Here is a 19,337-nt window from a genome sequence, read left to right as displayed (position 1 = left end):
TAAGCGGCATAGTAAAGGGGAACCCACACAATAACTAGTGATCATGAACACATATTTGAGGTAACGAATGAAGATTAATACATAAATTTGTGACGCAAACGGTAAATCAACATATTTTGAAACTAAAGAACATAAGGCTTACCCTTCATCATCCGTAATCCTTCACGACGAATACACTCAGCTAACGGGTTTTCAGCCATATCTGCTCGCCAAATAAAAGTTAGCGTTCTTTCCATGCTTAACTGAGGGACATTCAGCGCGACCAACTGACCATTTTGAATAAATCGTTCGACATCCAAATAAGGCAAACAGGTTAAATAGGGACCATTTTCTACTAAACTACGCAGTACTGGAACATGCTCATATTCACGCCATACATCCAAATCAGGGATAAGCTTATGTATGGCACTCTCAAAGATGCCACGAGTACCTGAGCCCTGTTCACGCAATACCCATTTTGCCTGTTCTAGCTGAGCTAAACTCACCACATCACGTTTCGCAAACGGATGATGAGCTGAAGCCACAATACACAAGTGATCTCGACACCAAACTTCTTGAAGAATTCGGCTATCATCACAGCGACCTTCGATAATACCTAAGTCATAGCGATAGTCTAAAATACCGTCAATCACACTCTGGGTACTTCTGACGCCCAGCTCTATACGAATCTCTGGAAAATCACTATCAATAATACTGATAAGATCGGGGACAAGATGCTCGGCAGGGGTTTGACTCGCACCAAGACGAATCTCCCCACTCAATAAATGCTGATCATAAAAGCCCATTTCAATTTGTTGAGCATCTTGCAGTAAGCGTTTCGCTTTCGGACGCAACCACATCCCCCAATGGGTCAGTGCCATCTGCTTGCCTTGACGTTCAAATAGTGGACGTCCTAACATTTTTTCTAGCTGTGCGAGCGACATACTGGTGGCCGACTGAGTTAAGGCGAGTTTATCTGCCGCGACACTGACACTACCGGAATCTGCTACCGCATCGAAAACGGCCAACTGTTTTAATGAATATCGCACTCTCCATCCTTTTTATAACCATCATTACCCTGCCCATAATGAGCAATTCGTTTCATTTTACTGGCTCACCCAACTATATCAATAAAATTGATAGGGTAACCAAGAATTATCCATTTTACCGCCCTGCTCGTCTGCCCTAGTCTGGTTTGGTAACAACCCATACGGCGTTGTTTAATTTGTCAGGAGGTAATTATGAATGTGAGTCTGGAGAGCGCGTATGTCGACAGCCAACGCTGAAAATCAACACTATTTTTCACCCTATGAAATGATGGCTGAAGCAGAAAAATTTGCTTTAAGTAAAGCGCAAAAGACCAGTGGACTGACGCTAAGTTTAGCGGTGATGGCTGGTGCGTTTATTGGCTTAGCTTTTCTGTTTTACATTACCGTCACGACAGGCAGTGAAAGTGCAGGCTGGGGATTAAGCCGCCTTGCTGGTGGCCTTGCTTTTAGTATGGGGCTAATACTGATTGTGATTTGTGGCGGTGAGCTATTCACCAGCTCAGTACTATCGAGCATTTCATGGGCGAATAAACAGATAAGCTTTAGCAAAATGCTCGCTATCTGGGGCAAAGTATACATTGGTAATTTTATTGGTGCGATGTTCCTACTCTTATTGGTGGCGGCGGCTGGCTTATATCAATTGGATAACGGTCAATGGGGGCTTAATGCGCTAAATATCGCTCAACATAAACTGCATCATACGGCTGTTCAAGCTTTCGCCTTAGGGGTGCTTTGTAACCTTTTGGTATGTTTAGCCATCTGGTTAACCTTTAGTTCAGCCAATGCAATGACAAAAGCTGCGATGACAATATTGCCAGTAGCGATGTTTGTCTCTAGTGGCTTTGAGCACTGTGTTGCCAATATGTTCATGATCCCTTTAGGTATTGTGATTCATGCCTTTGCTCCAGAAAGCTTCTGGATACAGGTCGGCAGCACTCCTGCTCAATACGCCGACCTCAATATCTCTGCTTTTATTACGGCCAATCTTATCCCTGTCACTTTAGGAAATATTGTCGGCGGTGCCGTTTTGGTTGGTTTAGCGAATTGGTCAATCTATCGTCGCCCACACTTAAAAGCCGCTCATGTGAGCACCATAACAAAAACTACCCCTCTTCAGTCGGTTAAGGAAACTACTATGAAAAACGCAATTATCGTTCAAGATATGATGGATAAAAAAGCCATTACTCTCAGTGCAGAGACTCCAGTACCATCTGCTATCGATACTCTACTGGATAATTATCTTACCGCCGCTCCTGTCATCGATCGCCAAGGTCGTTTGATCGGCATGTTCTCAGCTCACGATGTGATGGTCGAACTATGGTGCCAAGACTATTTGCCGAATGCAGAACAAAAAGTGGTTGATTTAATGACTCGTGATGTAATTGCTATTAATGCGAGTGATAGTTTAGTTGATGTGGCAGAGTTCTTCTGCATCGATAAAGAGCAACTTTTCCCAACGACCAGTATGGGTATTGCCACTCGATTTAATGCGCTGTCCGTTGAAGAGCGTGCAAAAAGTATGAAAGTCAGTAAACCCCATGTGCTGCCTGTTTTAGATAAAGGGCAATTTGTCGGAGTTCTGAATCGCAATCATGTGTTGGCCGAGTTACGTGCAATTTATGGTGAACGAGTGACTGCGGTTAAAACAGAAAAAGAGTTAGCAAGAGCCTAAGCGATAATCACCCCATCGCAATGTTAATGCAGTAGAAAAAAATTCCCTGAATACTCAGGGAATTTTTCCATTTAGAGACTCAAATAAAAATCAGCACAGCGATTATTTTTTGATGCCTTCAACGTGCAGCTCCATGTCAACGTAACTTGATGGGCCAACCACTTTAATCGCGAAGTCTTTTAATTCTAGACGAGTCGTACCCATGAATCCGGCACGCTGTCCACCCCAAGGGTCCGTACCTGCACCAATAAACTGAGCATCGATAGTAATTGGCTTAGTATGGCCATGCAAAGTAAGATCACCAGTAATCGCTAAGTTACCATCGCCTTTATCCACCACCTGAGTACTGGTAAATGTCGCGGTGGAAAATTGCGAGGCATTGATAAAATCTGCGCTACGGATATGACGATCTCGCTCAGCATGATTAGAATCGAGACTGCGTGTATCAACATTTACCGTAACTTTTGAAGCTGCAATATTCTCAGGATCATAAGAAAACTCACCATTAAAGGTATTAAAACGGCCTTTAATATAACTAAAACCTAAATGGTTCACTTTAAAGTTGATAGAAGCATGAGCTCCTTGAGTATCGATTACATAGTCAGCAGCGTTAGCACTAAAAGGTAATGCCAAAGCGAACGCTAATCCAAGTAAGCTCTTTTTCATTTTTTTGCTCCTGTCATTTTACGTAATGTATTGTCTTTATTGATAAAGTGATGTTTCAGTGCAGCTAAGGCATGAATAGAAACCATAATGATCAAAAACCAAGCGGCATAAAAATGAACATCACCTGAAATATCTGTCTGTCTTGGAAACAAACTACCAAGGCTAGGTACAGTGAACCAATCGAACACCGAAATGCCTCGGCCATCGGCGGTAGAAATTAAGTAACCAGAAATAAAGATCACTGCCAAATTTACATAGATAAGCTTATGAACAATTTTGGCAGCGATACGCTCAAGTGGTTTACCTTCTACTGAAGGTGACGGCGTCACTAACTTCCAAATAAAACGAAATAAGGTTAACCCTGCCAGCAATATGCCAATTGACTTGTGCCAATGCGGAACCGTGTGATACCACTGGCTATAGTAGGATAAATCAACCATCCATAGGCCCGCGGCAAACATACCAATGACAACAACAGCGGATAGCCAATGAATAATTTGCAACGGTCGATTGTAATGTGTCACTTGGGTCTTCATAGGATTTCTCTGTGTAAAAGTGCCGAGTTGATACATCTTGATAACAGAGTATTTACCATTTGCTCCGTTCTGGATAGACAAGGCACTTGATGATGTTGTTCAATTTATTTGAAGAAACTTTTTCATGCCATATTTCACACAGTGTGACTGACACCGAAGAACAAATCATTGTTTAATTTCAACGAGTTAATGAAATTGGCTTATATGCACTTCAACTTAAATGGTAACATTATGAAACACATTGCCTTGATATGCTTTCGCTTGACTCAGAAAAATGAAAAGAAAAATGTATGCTAAAGCACACTCTACACTGCTTTCAGTTGCCAAGATCAGCGCGATTGCTTCATCATGCTGGTAATGATGCTGATCTTTTCATCAGAGCCAACTGATTGACAGTACACTATTATTTATTAGGCTATCGATGCTTGATGGTTAATTTTTCGAGATCAACGGGATTTGAATTTTAGGAAACGATTGAGGTTGGATCGTTTTAAGTAAATTTTGCGAAGGAGTACATCGTCTTGCTGTTGGATATAGTGACGCAAAGTGTCAATGAGTTTCAAGCCGATTGTTTAAAACTGTGTGAAAAGCACTACCCCACTATTCATAATCAAGGAATGAGTCAACATCACCTCAGTCATGCTTTTGCCCGACGATTAGCGCGAACATTAACTGAGTTTGGTCATTCCTGCGAATACATACCGTTAGACTTTATGCCCAACAATGATCTCCCTTATCATTTTAGAGTCAGTAGTGATGCAGGGACAGTGTGGATAATAACGCAACATATGGTCAGTGCTGGGAAAACGTGCCGCGCAAAACTATTGCGAGATATTTGTGCTTGGAAACAAGAGTACGCTTATGCCATTCAACCCAACGATCTATTACTCTTGCTCACCGATCATTGGATTAGTCGCAGCCAAAAGAGTCGTGAATTGTTACATTGGTGGACAGGACGCTTGCCTGATGAGCTGGCTGACTATCAAGCACAGGGCATCACTCTCTATGAAAGTGAATCACAACTGCTGCAAACCTTAGAGTCCACTTTTACCATGACCCCCTGCTATATTAAGTATGGCCACCCTCTTAAGCGCTCTAAAAACCAACAACTCGTACGTAAATACATTCAGCTTTATGCCGTATTACAGGGTGCTTAACACCATAGATACTACGGCCTAGGTGTCCACCTAAGCCGTACTCAAAGCTGGATCCTGTCATGATATTAATCGATGCGCGCCAGTAAGGCATCCATAATATCATCCATCGATACAAACCCGAGCAGTTGATTATCATTTAAAACCAGTAGACGTTTAATATGTTGTTGAGTCATCAGCGTTGCTACATGTTTTAACGCCAGATTTTCACCAACGGATATCGCCGGTTTGGCGCATACGTCATAGACATTCAACAAGTCAATATCACCACCTTCCGCGATCACTGTTTTGACAATATCGGTATAAGTGATTAAACCAAACGCATCATTAGCATTTTGCTGTTCAACGACCAGAGATTTTAAATGATGTTTTTTCATCAACATCATGGCTTCACGTAACTTAGCGAACGGCGATATTGTGACAACGTCACGAATCATAACGTCTTTTACTAACATAGGGTGTTTATCCTTATAATGTATCTTTTAACTGCTGTTGGAACAGCTGCTGTTCAAATTTATCCAGTTGATTGAGGTCAATCCCTGCTAAATGTTCTAATCCAATCGTAAAAGCAATTCCTCTTGAATCTTCTTCACTTGGACGTAACAGTGCTTGTAACGACTTCAAGACTTGTAAAGAAAGAGATTTTTCTAACACCATGAGTAAAACGGATTGACTACCATCGTAGGTTAAGCCAAAAAACGTTTTTCTGGTCTCATTACTGATCCCTCGGCCTGCCAATACGGTAATACCACCTGCGCCTTGCTCACGAGCGGTATCAATCGCTTCTTGCTCGAATTCTTCGGGTACGACGGCAACTAATACGGAAAACTTCATGATTTCACCTTTGAAAATTGAAAATACCATTGTGTGAAAATGGCGTAGATCATTACTGTAACTATCGGAAAAATTGAGGCAAAGGCAATCAAACCAAAACCATCAATCAATACGTTTCGGCCTTCGATATGAGTCGCTAAGCCAATACCAAGAGCGGTAATAAGAGGAACGGTCATGTCAGATGTCGTTACCCCTCCCAAATCATACGCTAATGCAATAATATATTTTGGCGTCATTAATGTTAATATTATAACTAGCGCATAACCACCAACAATAAATTCATAAAGCGATGCACCATTGACAACTCGATAAGCTCCGATAGTGATACCTATCGCTAAACCTAAAGCGGCAAATATTCTAATCAATGAACCATTTACTTTACCAGAAGCACACTCCTCAGCTTGCTTGCCAACCGCAATTAAAGCAGGTTCAGCCATTGTCGCCGAAAAACCGATCATAAAAGCAAATAGATATACGTAAAGTACATTACCGCTCATAATCAGCTGTTCTGCCATAGAATTGCCTATTGGAAAAAGCCCCAGTTTTAAACCTAAAACAAAAATGTGCAAACCAATAACTACTAAAACAAAACCAAAAATAATGCTTCTCGGATTATTTAATCTCCTCCTTAACACTAAATATTGGAAAAATAAAATAGTTAGCATTATAGGTAATACATCCCTCACGGTTCCTAGAAGCTCTATAAAGGGGACATACCAAATCAAATGTTCATCTGTAGGTAGAGTACTAATAAAAGAAGAAACTTGAGATGTATCAAAAGAATAGACGTAGATACCATAAAGTTGAACCGTTAGTCTTGGTGCCATCGCAGCCATCGCAGCTAAGCCAAAACCATCAATCAGTGGATTTCGCCCACGAATCGAGATCGCTAAGCCAACACCAATCGCGGTAATTAATGGTACCGTTACAATATTGGTCGTTACTCCCCCCGAATCATACGCAATCCCAATAATCTCCTCCGGTGCAAAATACGTAATAGCAATCGCTAATAAGTATCCGATAATCATAAACCAACGTAAGGGATATCCCATGATGGTACGAAAAACGCCTAATGCAATAACAAAACCAACCGACGTTGCGACTAATAAACGTAAGGTAAGACTATCAATTCGTCCTTCACTGATGGTTTGCGCCTGTTCAGCCACCGCAATCAGTGCTGGTTCAGCGACCACGGCAGAAAAGCCGATAGCAAACCCAAAACTGAGCAGAATAGGAATCGAGCCACGCCATGCAAATTGGTTGGCTAAGCTTTTTCCGATAGGAAAGATACTTAGCTCTAATCCTTGTAGAAAGAGAGCGACACCAATCGCTACGACTAATAAACCAAACGTCATTGTCCATACATCATCCGGAACTTGGCGTAATATCACGAGCTGAAAGAAAAGCACGACAGCAACAATCGGCAATAAATTTTTTAGCGCATGCAAAAGCGCATGATAAAAATCCTTGATAAATAACATCATTATTCCTGTTTTACGTGAAGAGAGTCCATTGCGCTGTCAAAATGGACGATAATTAACCGTTGTTATTTGAAAAGTACATATTAAACAATACACTACATCTACAAAAAGTAGCCAAACAATTATATAAAACGATAAGAAAAAACATAATGTTATTCAAAAATAGCGTTGATTTTTTGTTAACTCACGCAAAAATGATACGTAATAAAGAGAAAAAAATAGCTAAAGCAAAACATGGTTACTCTATTCCACATTTCGTAACGAACTTAAAATAAACACCGTTTGTAAAAGAGCAACATCAAAAGGGGTATACCCAAACAACTTGGAGTGGCAGGTGGAAAGTGAGTTTGTCCCCATGAGCATAGGCAGACTGTATGATTGAGGTGAACGAACATAACCAACACCGCTGCAGCTTCAAGTAGGAGGGGTGAAGTTAATAAGAAAAGAAAAAGCTAGGCCTGTTAGCACCTAGCTTTTGTGGTATTAAGCCTACTGACATTGTTAGATATTAATTTGCAGACGAAATCATAACCACCACTAATCCATTACACAACTGATATTTAGCTCAAGATTATTCGATAAAGCATCGCCAGTAAGCTTTGTCATCAAACGGCTTACTTGCTCTGCGGTAGCCGCAGGCCAAGACTTGGCAATGCCAGAAACACCATGATTGGCAAAAGCATTAATGCGGAGTCGAAAAGCCGAGCCTTTGGCTGACTGTAACTGTTGTAACTGATTTAAAAATTGCGCTAATGGGTCACTATATAAGTCGTAGTCCGTTTTTTCAGGTATGAGTAATAAACGTACTTCGCTTAATTTGCCATGTTCAGCCAGAAAGTGTAACGACCGTTTAACGGGCACATTGCTATGCCCTGTTAATTGATAATGACACCTTTCATGCCACGCTTTTAAATCGATCATTGCTCCATCCATCCAAGGCAACAAGCTTTGCCAGTGCTTGAGCGAAAGACTGCCATTACTATCGAGTAAGCAAGTTAATGACGATAGCTCTGGGGTGGTTTTCACCGCTTTAAATAGCTCGCGAACAAATTCGATTTGTAAACTCGCCTCACCACCACTGAGAGTAATGCCGGTAATGAAGTGTCGTCGCTGCCAGATCTGCTCAACAGCGTTAAACACCGTCATCGCTTGAGAATCCTCATGACAGCGAGCAATAGTTTGCGGATTATGACAAGCAGGGCAGCGATAATTACAGCCTTGAAGAAAAAATACCAAGCGGTTGCCGGGTCCATCGACCACAGAATAAGGTAATAATCGAGCAACTTGCCCCGTTATTGAACGCTGGATCGTTATCTCATCATTATCCGAAATCACTGTGGTCGGCATTACTCACCTGCAATAAATTCATGACTCACCACTCTTGGTGCTCGTTGAGTGACTTTTGTTTCAGTGCAGGCTTCAGCACCAAGCGCCGTTGTATTCGTGCGAGAGCCTTGTTGATAATACGCTTCTAAGTCCGATTTTTTTACCATATAGCCCGTAATTCTCACTAAATCATTTCCGTGAGTATTAGCCGTGAACTCCCTCATTCCATGAGCGAAAGCGCCTAAGCAGAGATCGGTTAACGCCTGAGGATTCGCTTTAATGGTTTCGTCTAGAGTTAAAATCTCACTGACTCCAGAAGGATAGTAAGCGTGCTGCGGTGCTAAGGCTAATAAATGGCTAACCGGGTCTGGCTCTTGACCATAACGAATTCGAATTCCTGGGGTGGTCTGCGTATCAATGGATAGCCCACCTTGAGAATGCAGTAAAGCTCGATTCGCTAAGCCATAAGTGACTGGCGTTGTGGTGACAATGTCACTTAAAGTTTGGCTGATCGTTAATGCGACTTGGTTAGCCGCAGGGTCGCGCCCATATTCTGCCTTACCCGATAATAAATGATTGACCGCTTCGGCCATGCCATAAACACCAAACATTGGTGCAAAGCGAGCTTCTTCAATGAGCCCTTCTTCGACCAAAAAGCCCGTAAAGAAGTGGGATTGTTCATGTAAGAAGCGGCAACGCTGTTCAATTAATTCGTACATCAAGTGACAATAATAAGGTAGCGTATGATTTAAGAACGTATCGATATTTTGTGCTTGTTCAGCAACCGCTTTAAGATTCAAGCGTACCAAGGTATTCGCACCGCCACCCACGGGCAAAGCGTTATAACAACTGACAATACCAAAACTTGGCTGCCTATTTTGCTCTGCAAAGAAGGCTTGATGTAAAGGCCAATTCGCAATATGTGGTTTACTGCAGTGGATAATATTATCCGTTGCTTGACGAAGTAAACTGTTTGGCGTGCGCTGTGGGTCATACATGAGCGTTAAATTAGGAGCGACCTGCTGCAGTTCCGCATCAATGTTTAACACCATGCGACAAATACGATTATCCTCTGGACCAATATTCGCATGCATAAAGGCATCAGGAAGCGTTCTATCTAATTGAATCCAAAAACGTTTTAAGGAACGGTAAAGATGCTCGTCCGTCACATCATCACAATAAGGTAACAACAGTTGATCAAGGTAGCCCAAGAATACCGGCATATTGGTCACTGAGGGTACATGATGATATAACACCATTAATTTCATTAATGCATCGTCAAAATCTTCTGCAGGAGTCAATTCTAAATAGCGCGAACCTTGAGTTAGAAAGCGTTGATAATCGGGTAAGACATAACGAGGTTTAAACGGTGCATGCCCCTCATACATATCGCAAATAATGCCTTGCTCCATTGCTTGGGTTAATTCTTGACTGCGAGAGACATAAGGTAAACTGGCTTCTGCTTGAGCCGCTAAAGCAAGCGTTTTTTGTTTCGGGCTTAAGATTGGATTGGTCACAATAGAGAAAAGATCATCGGTCATCATCGTATCCACATCGTTTACTCATCAATAACCTTATGCTACCAATGGTTTTAATAGTCGGAAAGCGGAATCAAGACACAGACCATTATGATGGCTTAAAGTATGAACTGCAGCACGTATTAACCATTTTTAAAACAAAAACTTATACAATAGAGATGGTTTAATTATCCCCCCCTTTCAGAAACTATCTCCAATTAGTTATCTTTATATAACCAAAATCAAACATTCTGTTTTTATCTTAAAGCCAGTATTTTTAATTGAAAATCACCTTGAGAAAGGTACAGCGTTCTTTCCAAGCAAAAACAAACAACATTTTATACAACATTATTAGCAAGATCACAGTCAATGAAACTACAAGATACTAACAAACCATACAAATTTGCTACATAATAACCAAAAGTTGACCGTTATCTCTGATGTAGAGAGACGAATTTCAAGTACATAGGATGTTGTATGAAAACCGCTCAGGCCTCAATAGACTTAATCGCACTTCGCCATAACTATTTACGTTTAAAGTCACTCTCTGGACAGCAAAAACTGATTGCTGTCATCAAAGGCGATGCCTATGGTCATGGTGCCGTCCAGTTGGCAAAAGCACTGCCAATGGCAGATTGGTTTGCCGTAGCACGAGTCGAAGAAGCAGAAGAGCTTATCGCTCATGGTATTGATCAACCAGTCCTGCTACTGGAAGGCTGTTTCTGTGCTGATGATTTACAACGTGCCGCCGAACTCAAGCTCGCAACCGTCATTCATTGTGAAGAGCAATTACGAGATTTAGAACAAAGTAACTTGGCTAACCCTATCAGTATTTGGCTGAAAATTGATACTGGAATGCATCGGCTTGGCGTTCGTCCAGAACAAGTGACAGAATATGTGCAGCGCATTGAAAGATGCGGAAAACTTAAAGGTCAACTCGGTTTTATGAGCCATTTTAGCTGTGCAGACGATCTTTCTCATCCTGCGACGCTGAAACAAATCGAGTGTTTTTCACAAGCGGCGTTCCCGTATTCCGGCCCGAAAAGTTTGGCTAATTCGGCAGGTATTTTATTTTGGCCAGAATCACAATTCAATGTCGCCAGAGCGGGGATCGCTTTGTACGGCATTTCCCCTAGCCTTTATCATTCGGGAATAGATCACCAATTACTGCCAGTAATGACCGTCAGTACACGTTTAATTGCTGTTCGTCAACATACCGCGAATCAACCTATAGGCTATGGTGAAACTTGGCATGCAAAACGAGATACGAAAATCGGAGTTATCGCTATGGGCTATGGTGATGGTTATCCTCGCTCCGCCCCAGCAGGTACGCCAGTATTTATTAATGGTCGCCAAGTGCCAATTGTCGGGCGAGTATCCATGGACATGATAACCGTAGATCTTGGGCCTGATGCGATGGATCAAGTGGGTGATAACGTAGAGATGTGGGGGAAAAACTTACCAGTAGAAACAGTAGCGAAACATATTGGTACCATTCCTTATGAATTAACGATTAAATTAACTAATCGGGTGGCTCGTCATTATATAGATAAAGTGGTTGAACGCTGTACGGTATAATTTATCATTTCATTGATGGTGAAAATAATTAGTCATCCCTAAACCGCTTTACGATTAAAAAGCCACCGCGCAATGCGGTGGCTTGGTAAAGGTTCATGATTTACCTGATTAGCCTATCAAACCTTGTTTGGCTAAGTATTCATCATAGGTGCCGTGGAAATCGTTGACGCCTTGTTTAGTGATCTCAATGATCCGCGTTGCAATAGACGAAACGAATTGACGGTCATGGGAGACAAACAGTAAGGTGCCTTTGTAGTTCTCTAACGCTAGGTTCAACGCTTCAATTGATTCCATATCCATGTGGTTGGTTGGTTCGTCCATCAACAAAATGTTCGGTTTTTGCATGATTAACTTACCAAATAGCATTCGACCTTGCTCACCACCTGAAATCACTTTGACCGACTTTTTAATGTCGTTTTGCGAAAACAGCATACGACCTAAGATGCCTCGCACCGTTTGCTCATCTTCACCTTCGTTTTTCCACTGGCTCATCCAATCCAATAACGTCATATCGTCACTGAAATCATGAGCGTGATCTTGCGCGTAGAAACCGATGTTATTATTTTCAGACCATTTAATCATGCCTGCCATCGGCTCCATTGCACCCGCTAGGGTATTGAGCATGGTTGATTTACCGATACCGTTTTCACCGATGATGGCGATGCGCTCACCCACCTCTACCATTAAGTTCACGTTATCAAACAAGATGTTATCGCCGTAACCTTGTTTAAGCCCTTCAACTTCTAGAGCATTACGAAATAGCTCTTTCTTTTGGTCAAAACGAATAAACGGTGATTGACGGCTTGATGGCTTCACCTCTTGTAGCTGGATTTTATCCAACTGCTTTTGACGCGACGTAGCTTGCTTCGCTTTTGAAGCGTTAGCAGAGAAGCGGCTCACAAAGGTTTGTAGCTCAGCAATTTGCGCCTTTTTCTTGGCATTATCAGCATGTAAACGCTCACGAGCTTGTTCAGCGGCGCTCATGTATTCATCGTAGTTACCGTGGAAAAGACGCAGTTCACCATAGTCTAAATCCGCCATATGGGTACATACGGTATTTAAAAAGTGACGGTCGTGAGAAATAATGATCATGGTGCAGTTGCGCGCCAATAGCACTTGCTCTAACCAAGCGATAGTATGCATATCCAAGTTGTTGGTTGGCTCATCAAGCAGCATAATTTCTGGCTCGGCGAATAACACTTGCGCCAGTAAAACTCGAAGTTTCAGACCTGGAGCCACTTCACTCATTAAACCAAAATGCTGTGCTTCAGGAATGCCAAGCCCAAGTAGCAACTCTCCAGCGCGAGCTTCCGCTGAATAGCCGTCCATTTCAGCAAATTCAGTTTCAAGATCGCCAACTCGCATACCATCTTCATCGGTCATTTCCGGTAACGCATAAATGCGGTCGCGTTCTTCTTTTACTTTCCACAATTCTTTATGACCCATGATCACCGTATCGACCACGGTATAGTTCTCAAAAGCGAACTGATCCTGACCCAGCTTTGCCATCCGCTCATTGGGATCCGTGGAAACCGTACCAGAAGAGGGTTCAAGTTCACCGCTAAGGATTTTCATAAAGGTGGATTTACCACAACCGTTTGCGCCAATCAGGCCATAGCGATTGCCATTACCAAATTTAATCGAGATATTTTCAAATAATGGCTTATCGCCAAATTGCATGGTGATGTTTGCAGTCGTTAACACAAAAAATTCCAAGTTGTTGGATGATGATAAACAAAAGGTTAGTTTTACTTACCTTTAAAAAATGCCGCCGATGGTAGCACTTTTTGTGACAAATATCACCTAAATTTGCAGACAAATCGTTCATCTAACAAAATAGACAATAAACCGTAATCAATATGAAAAACACATCCAATTTTGAATACGGCATTACTGACAAAAAATGATCATTTAAAATAAAAAGAGTTAATTTTTAGTATAAACACGCTCGGGACGACCAACTTTACCGTATTCATTTTCACTAATAATAAGACCATGAGTAGCACAGTATTCTAAATATCTCCGAGCTGTCGTTTTACTCACACCAGTATGTAGACTTACCTTTTCAACGGTAAACTTATCGCCATTATTTAAAGATAATAGACGAATAATTTTATCTAATGTTATCTGCTCTATACCTTTAGGTAGAAGGCTAACTTGCTGCTTTCTATGCTGAATGTTAAATAATTCATCAATGTATTTTTGATTTAAATTATCATAAGCTTTCATTGCATTATTGAGATCTAGATACCGTTGTAATGTTTGTTGAAATCGATCAAAAGATATAGGTTTGAGTAAATAGTCAAAACAACCAAGCTGCATCGCTTCTTGAACCGTGTTTACGTCATCTGATGCTGTGATAAGTACAACATCTTGTTTTCTTTTCTTTTTCTGAGCAAGAATATCACGATATAAATCAATACCTAAACCATCTGGCAGATAGTTGTCGAGTAAGATAAGCTGTGGTTGATAAGCTTGAATAATAGTGCGAGCTGTCTTCTGGGTTTCGGCGATCCCAACAACAGTAAATCGACTAAAACCTTGAATGATATCCAAATAAATATTAGTAATATTTACGTCATCCTCAACAATAACGATATCAATCGTTTCCATTCCTCCCTCCTGACTTTATGCTAATTATTAATATAATTGGGGATAAATACAGAAAAAATACATCCCTGAGGTTCAGCATTATCAATGTTAATAAAACCACCCGCTTGTTTTACATAGTGATCGACAAGATATAGCCCAAGACCATGATCTTCCTTATCATCTTTACGAGTCACACCTTGATTCCATATTATCTCCTTCTCCTGTCTAGACAGACCGCTTCCATTGTCAGACACTTCAATCAAAATATCTTGTCCTGCATCAGTAATTAAAATGCCGACATAAGGATTCTTCGTTTGATTTATTCGACATGAATCAAAGGCATTCTCGATCAAATTTCCCAATACTGTACATAATTGATGATCATCTAACTTTGTTTGATTGTTACTTAACTGACAAGTTGGATCTAAACGAAAATCAATATTTAACTCTTGTGCACGTAAAGCTTTCCCTAGTAAAAATGCAGCGACTTGATTGACGCGAATAGAATGCTGAATAAAGTCTAAAAGCTCTTGTTTACTACTACTTTCATTATTAATTAATATCATGGCCTCTTGGATTTTCCCCATTTTTAACAATCCAGAAAGTGTCGTTAATTTATTAGAAAACTCATGGCGAAGAACACGAAAATTATCACTATATTGTTTAATTTGAGTTAAGCTTGCGGAGACCGCATACACATCATTCTGCTCACGAAAGCTCAGGACCCAACCAACAAGATTTTTATTATGTAATATGGGTTCTCGATTAGCGATAATTTGATGATGGTTTAATCGATAAAACTCATCTTTTTGCTTATCGATGAGCGAACTCTTATTATCTAACCAACTACAATCATTAAGATAATCTCTAATGTTAATATTTTCTTCTAAACTGGATGGAAGATAGCGTTTTGCTGCTGGATTTATAACAATTATCCTACCTTGTAAATCAACCGCAATAATACCCTCATAGACAGCATATAAAATAGATTGCTGAATTTCCCAAGAGAGCGAAATTTCTTCTGGCTCCATATTATTCATTTTTCTTTGTATGTGCCGAGAAAACAACCAGACTAATAATAATGAAATAGAAATTAATAATAAGGCATCAACAAGCAAAGGACGAAAGTAGTCTTTAAGCCAATATTGAAACCGTGTTAATAGATAACCGACTGAAACCACACCAATAATATTACCTTGGCTATCAATAATCGGTGACTTCCCTCGTATACCATAACCTAAACTCCCTTCTCGTAAAGAAGTATACGATTCCTTTCTTAATAAAGCTCCCGCATTATCATCACCTTGCATTGGATAACCTATACGATCCGGCTCTGGATGAAATAAGCGAATACCATTTTTATCACCAATAACAATAAAACTCGCATCAGAATAATGCATGATACGCTCAATCGCCTTTTGAATTTCTGTAATGTTTTTTGTTTCTACTAAAGTAATCAACTCTGGATCACTAGCAATATCTTGAGCTTGTAATAATGCACGAGTGCGAACTTGATCATCAATAGAAGAAGCTAATGCTTGATAGAATCCCCAGGCCATGTAAAGGAATTGAATCAGGAGTAAAAAAGTCAGCAATAAGAATATCTTATTACGAAAGCGTAAATGCATAAAAAAACATCGGTTTTGATTGTTATTTATCTGAACCACATCCAGATTTTTACGCATTACTTTATACATATTCACTCATATAATTGCACAAATCCCCTATTCCACAGCATACCTAAAGACAACAACTTTGCTACCAGAATGTAACAAAAAAAGGGCAAAGTCACAAAATGACTTTACCCTTTGAAATATTTATCTTAAGCCATATTTGAAAGGCTTTTATTTCTAAATGCGTTAATTAATGGCCAACAGATTGAAAAAATCGTCACTATCAATAGAAATTGAGCAATTCCTGATTGAACAAAAATACTGAACTCTTGATTAGAGATCCGAAATGCTTGCCTAAACGACTGTTCCATTTGGCTGCCAACAATAACAGCAAGAATCATTGGCGCTGTAGGAATAACCAGTTTGTGCATAATAAACCCAACGATACCTAATAAAATTAAGATATAAAAATCTACCACTGAATTCCCAATAGCATAACAGCCCACGAATGCAAGCCCTAGAACAATAGGATATAAAACATTCGCAGGGATAGCGAGCATACGAACTAAAACACCTGCTAATGGAATATTTACAAAAGCCAGAATAATATTCGCGACAAATAAACTTGCGATCAATCCCCACGCTGTTTCTGGATGCTGGGTGAATAAAAGCGGCCCAGGTTGTATTCCTAACATTAATAAGGCTCCCATCATGACTGCCGTCGTACCGGAACCAGGGATACCTAATGAGAGCATAGGAATCATCGCTCCAATGGATGCTGAGTTATTCGCTGATTCAGGAGCGGCTAGCCCTTCTATGGCACCTTTGCCAAATTCATCTTTGTTGGGTGAGAGTTGTTTCTCATTATTATAACAAAGTAACGATGCCATTGTTCCCCCTGCACCGGGAAGTGCTCCGACAATAAAACCAACAGGGGCACTGCGTAAAATTGGCCATTTTGATCTGCGCCAATCCTCTTTACTGATCCAAATCCGTTTAAACTGAGTCTGTGCTTTTTTACTACCATCACCTAAGGTTGTCATGCTTTTCAGCACTTCTCCTAATGCATAAATGCCAATAATCACCACCAAGAAGTCAACACCTGTTTGGAGCTCAAGGGAGCCAAAAGTAAAACGACTTAATCCGGATTGAGCATCAATGCCGATTGTTGCAATCGCTAATCCTATTGCCATAGAGAAGAAACCTTTCAGCATATTGCCTTTAGACATAGAAACCGTCATCGAAAGGGCGGCTAGCATTAACATAAAATATTCTGCTGGGCCAAATCTAATCGCAAAGTTGGCTACAGGCTCAGCAAGAAAGGTCATGAGCACCGCAGCGATAGTACCTCCGATCAATGATGCGATTGCTGAGATAGCAAGTGCCGCTTCTGCACGCCCTTTCATTGCCATCGGATAACCATCGAAAGTTGCCGCTAAGGCAGCACCGTCTCCGGGTGTATTGATTAAAATTGAACTACGGGAACCACCAAACATGGCCCCCATATAGATCCCTGTCATCGTAATTAATGATGCCGTAGGCCCCATGGCATAAGTCATGGGCAATAGAACCGCAACGCCCGTCGCCGGACCAAGACCTGGTAACATGCCGATAATCGTTCCCATGATCCCACCAAGTGTTATCAGTAGAAGATAATAAGGCTGTAAAGCAATCCCAAAGCCATTAAAAAGATTCGTAAATATATCTGTCATTGTTAATTTTCCTTAACTAAAAAGTGTTCCGCTAGGTAAATTAATGGATAATAATTCATTGAAAATGAAGTAAATCCCAACAGAAAAAACCACACCAATGACTAATGATTGCTTCCAACGTTTAATACCACATGTAACCATTAACATCATCAGCATAAAAAATATCGTACTTATAACAAAGCCAACTGGCTCAAACATAAAAGAATACAGCGATGAAATTAAACACGTTGATAGTACCCTATATGTATTAATCTTATTTTTTGAATGCTCATCAATCGTCTTCATTATTGCTGTCATTGATGGAGAAAATCGACCATTAACGATCAATAATAATCCAATCACAATCATAAATACCGAAATCGACAAAGGCATAATAATTGGTTCCCACTCATTACCAAATATAGGTCTTGGTAATAAATAGGCGTAACCACCATAGCTTAAGCCAAAGAGAACACTGATAATACCGGTCAATCCATCCCAATTAGATTTACTATAATCTTTCATATTTATATCATCCATAAATGTACAAGAGAATAAACCAATACCTATAACTATAATTTTTATCTAGGCAATTGGTTTATTTCTGTATTGAAAATTTATATAACTCTAGAAAACTTCTTTAATCAATGCATTGTATTGTTGATTCGTATTTTCTAAGAATGGTTGAAAATCATCAAAATCCAGATAAGCATCATCCCATCCATTACGTTGTAATGCGGCTTTCCAGCTATCGGTATGAATCATTTTCTCTAAAGCATCACGCCAATAATTGATGGCTTCTTCTGGCATATCTTTCGGCCCAAATAAACCACGCCAATTTTCAAAAACCACATCAATCCCCTGCTCTCTAACGGTAGGAATTTCGGCCATCATCCCTTCACCAACTCGTTTATCAGCAGTTTGAGCTAATGCTCTCAACTCACCACTTTGTATTAAACCAGCTACATCGCCTAACCCCGTTGAAATCAAATCAATATGTCCGCCTAAAACCTGAGCAACAACACCACCGTCTTGAAATGATATATAGTCAATATTTTTTAAATTATTAACCCCAGCAGCTTTCGCCACTAAGAGAAATTGAATATGGTCCATTGAGCCAGCAGCGGATGTTCCACCTATTTTAATAGACTTAGGATCTTCTTTTAGTGCCTCCATAACCTGATTAATTGAGGTATAAGGAGAATTTTTAGGCACAACAAAAGCGGCATAATCCGTAATTAAACGCGCAATAGGAGTCGTATCTTGGTAACTGTATGGTGTTAAACCAACTAAATGAGTCAGTAAGATTGGAGGAGAATAAACAGAAATTAAGTCTCCTTTACCTTTCTGACTTTGCATATAAGCCAAATTTACTGCACCTCCACCACCGGGACGATTAATCACCGGTAGATTAGCATTAATAATCCCCTCATCTTTTAATGTCTTAGCTACGGTACGAATCGTAATATCCCATCCTCCACCCGCACCCGCTGGAGCAACCATATTAATGGTTCTTGGAGGATATGATTTCGCAAAAGCAGAGGATACCCCTAATAAAGAGCTAAGTATTATCAACCATGTTACAGAGATATATTTTAATTTATTCATCGTTCTATCCTTGTGTCTGACTTAATGTAAATTATTTTTAT

General features: G+C 40.4%; 17 protein-coding genes and 1 pseudogene. 3 read left to right on the top strand and 15 right to left on the bottom strand.

Annotated features, from left to right (window positions below; all coding sequences use genetic code 11):
* Positions 1-122: 122 nt before the first annotated feature.
* Positions 123-1,028 carry a LysR substrate-binding domain-containing protein gene (locus tag BSR11_RS15160; RefSeq protein WP_072671160.1) on the bottom strand — a complete coding sequence of 302 codons (906 nt, stop codon included), beginning with the start codon at positions 1,026-1,028 and terminating at the stop codon, positions 123-125.
* 217 nt (positions 1,029-1,245) lie between these two features.
* On the opposite strand from BSR11_RS15160, the gene focA reads away from it, so the two are divergent.
* Positions 1,246-2,700 carry a formate transporter FocA gene (gene focA / locus BSR11_RS15155; RefSeq protein WP_072671159.1) on the top strand — a complete coding sequence of 485 codons (1,455 nt, stop codon included), beginning with the start codon at positions 1,246-1,248 and terminating at the stop codon, positions 2,698-2,700.
* A 102-nt stretch (positions 2,701-2,802) separates the two neighbouring features.
* On the opposite strand, the gene BSR11_RS15150 is transcribed toward focA, so the two are convergent.
* Both BSR11_RS15150 and BSR11_RS15145 read right to left on the bottom strand, forming a co-directional pair.
* Positions 2,803-3,366 carry a YceI family protein gene (locus BSR11_RS15150; RefSeq protein ID WP_004396355.1) on the bottom strand — a complete coding sequence of 188 codons (564 nt, stop codon included), beginning with the start codon at positions 3,364-3,366 and terminating at the stop codon, positions 2,803-2,805.
* Positions 3,363-3,902: a cytochrome b gene (locus tag BSR11_RS15145; RefSeq protein ID WP_072671158.1), complete on the bottom strand. Its 540-nt coding sequence runs from the start codon at positions 3,900-3,902 to the stop codon at positions 3,363-3,365. The genes BSR11_RS15150 and BSR11_RS15145 overlap by 4 nt, the downstream gene beginning before the upstream one ends.
* 521 nt (positions 3,903-4,423) lie before the next feature.
* Here BSR11_RS15145 and BSR11_RS15140 point away from each other — a divergent pair.
* Complete coding sequence (locus BSR11_RS15140; RefSeq protein ID WP_072671157.1) at positions 4,424-5,059, top strand: hypothetical protein; 636 nt, start codon at positions 4,424-4,426, stop codon at positions 5,057-5,059.
* 65 nt (positions 5,060-5,124) lie between these two features.
* On the opposite strand, the gene BSR11_RS15135 is transcribed toward BSR11_RS15140, so the two are convergent.
* The 6 genes and pseudogenes from BSR11_RS15135 to BSR11_RS15115 form a co-directional block, all read right to left on the bottom strand.
* A complete protein-coding gene (locus BSR11_RS15135) occupies positions 5,125-5,511 on the bottom strand; it encodes a CBS domain-containing protein (RefSeq protein WP_004396362.1) in 387 nt (128 codons plus the stop codon).
* Positions 5,512-5,524: 13 nt separating this feature from the next.
* Positions 5,525-5,890, bottom strand: a complete 366-nt coding sequence (locus tag BSR11_RS15130) for a hypothetical protein (RefSeq protein ID WP_004396364.1) — start codon at positions 5,888-5,890, stop codon at positions 5,525-5,527.
* Entirely contained in the window at positions 5,887-6,615 is a 729-nt protein-coding gene (locus BSR11_RS17485) for a DUF1538 domain-containing protein (RefSeq protein ID WP_374058305.1), read from the bottom strand. Before BSR11_RS17485 ends, BSR11_RS15130 begins: the two co-directional genes overlap by 4 nt.
* Before the next feature lie 75 nt (positions 6,616-6,690).
* A pseudogene (locus BSR11_RS17480) lies at positions 6,691-7,371 on the bottom strand (DUF1538 domain-containing protein); the annotation flags it as partial.
* Positions 7,372-7,908: 537 nt separating this feature from the next.
* Positions 7,909-8,718 (bottom strand): 4Fe-4S cluster-binding domain-containing protein, encoded by an 810-nt coding sequence (locus BSR11_RS15120; RefSeq protein ID WP_083545022.1) that lies wholly within the window; start codon positions 8,716-8,718, stop codon positions 7,909-7,911.
* On the bottom strand, positions 8,718-10,241 hold the full coding sequence (locus tag BSR11_RS15115) for a YjjI family glycine radical enzyme (protein WP_240004081.1): 1,524 nt from the start codon (positions 10,239-10,241) through the stop codon (positions 8,718-8,720). The genes BSR11_RS15120 and BSR11_RS15115 overlap by 1 nt, the downstream gene beginning before the upstream one ends.
* 450 nt (positions 10,242-10,691) lie before the next feature.
* Between BSR11_RS15115 and alr the strand changes: the two genes are divergently transcribed.
* A complete protein-coding gene (alr, locus tag BSR11_RS15110) occupies positions 10,692-11,792 on the top strand; it encodes an alanine racemase (protein WP_072671154.1) in 1,101 nt (366 codons plus the stop codon).
* 108 nt (positions 11,793-11,900) lie between these two features.
* On the opposite strand, the gene BSR11_RS15105 is transcribed toward alr, so the two are convergent.
* The 6 genes from BSR11_RS15105 to BSR11_RS15080 form a co-directional block, all read right to left on the bottom strand.
* Positions 11,901-13,496, bottom strand: coding sequence for an ABC-F family ATPase (locus tag BSR11_RS15105; RefSeq protein WP_072671153.1), 1,596 nt, complete (start codon positions 13,494-13,496; stop codon positions 11,901-11,903).
* Positions 13,497-13,718: 222 nt separating this feature from the next.
* Positions 13,719-14,405 carry a response regulator gene (locus tag BSR11_RS15100; RefSeq protein WP_072671152.1) on the bottom strand — a complete coding sequence of 229 codons (687 nt, stop codon included), beginning with the start codon at positions 14,403-14,405 and terminating at the stop codon, positions 13,719-13,721.
* 20 nt (positions 14,406-14,425) lie between these two features.
* Complete coding sequence (locus BSR11_RS15095) at positions 14,426-16,081, bottom strand: ATP-binding protein (RefSeq protein ID WP_083545020.1); 1,656 nt, start codon at positions 16,079-16,081, stop codon at positions 14,426-14,428.
* 125 nt (positions 16,082-16,206) lie between these two features.
* Positions 16,207-17,709, bottom strand: coding sequence for a tripartite tricarboxylate transporter permease (locus BSR11_RS15090; RefSeq protein WP_072671151.1), 1,503 nt, complete (start codon positions 17,707-17,709; stop codon positions 16,207-16,209).
* Positions 17,710-17,721: 12 nt separating this feature from the next.
* Positions 17,722-18,213, bottom strand: a complete 492-nt coding sequence (locus BSR11_RS15085; RefSeq protein ID WP_072671150.1) for a tripartite tricarboxylate transporter TctB family protein — start codon at positions 18,211-18,213, stop codon at positions 17,722-17,724.
* Between the two features lie 102 nt (positions 18,214-18,315).
* Positions 18,316-19,296 carry a Bug family tripartite tricarboxylate transporter substrate binding protein gene (locus BSR11_RS15080; RefSeq protein ID WP_072671149.1) on the bottom strand — a complete coding sequence of 327 codons (981 nt, stop codon included), beginning with the start codon at positions 19,294-19,296 and terminating at the stop codon, positions 18,316-18,318.
* Between the last annotated feature and the right edge of the window lie 41 nt (positions 19,297-19,337).

The organism is Vibrio injensis (assembly GCF_001895205.1).
Taxonomy (GTDB): domain Bacteria; phylum Pseudomonadota; class Gammaproteobacteria; order Enterobacterales; family Vibrionaceae; genus Vibrio; species Vibrio injensis.
This window is presented reverse-complemented; position numbering and strand designations above follow the sequence as displayed.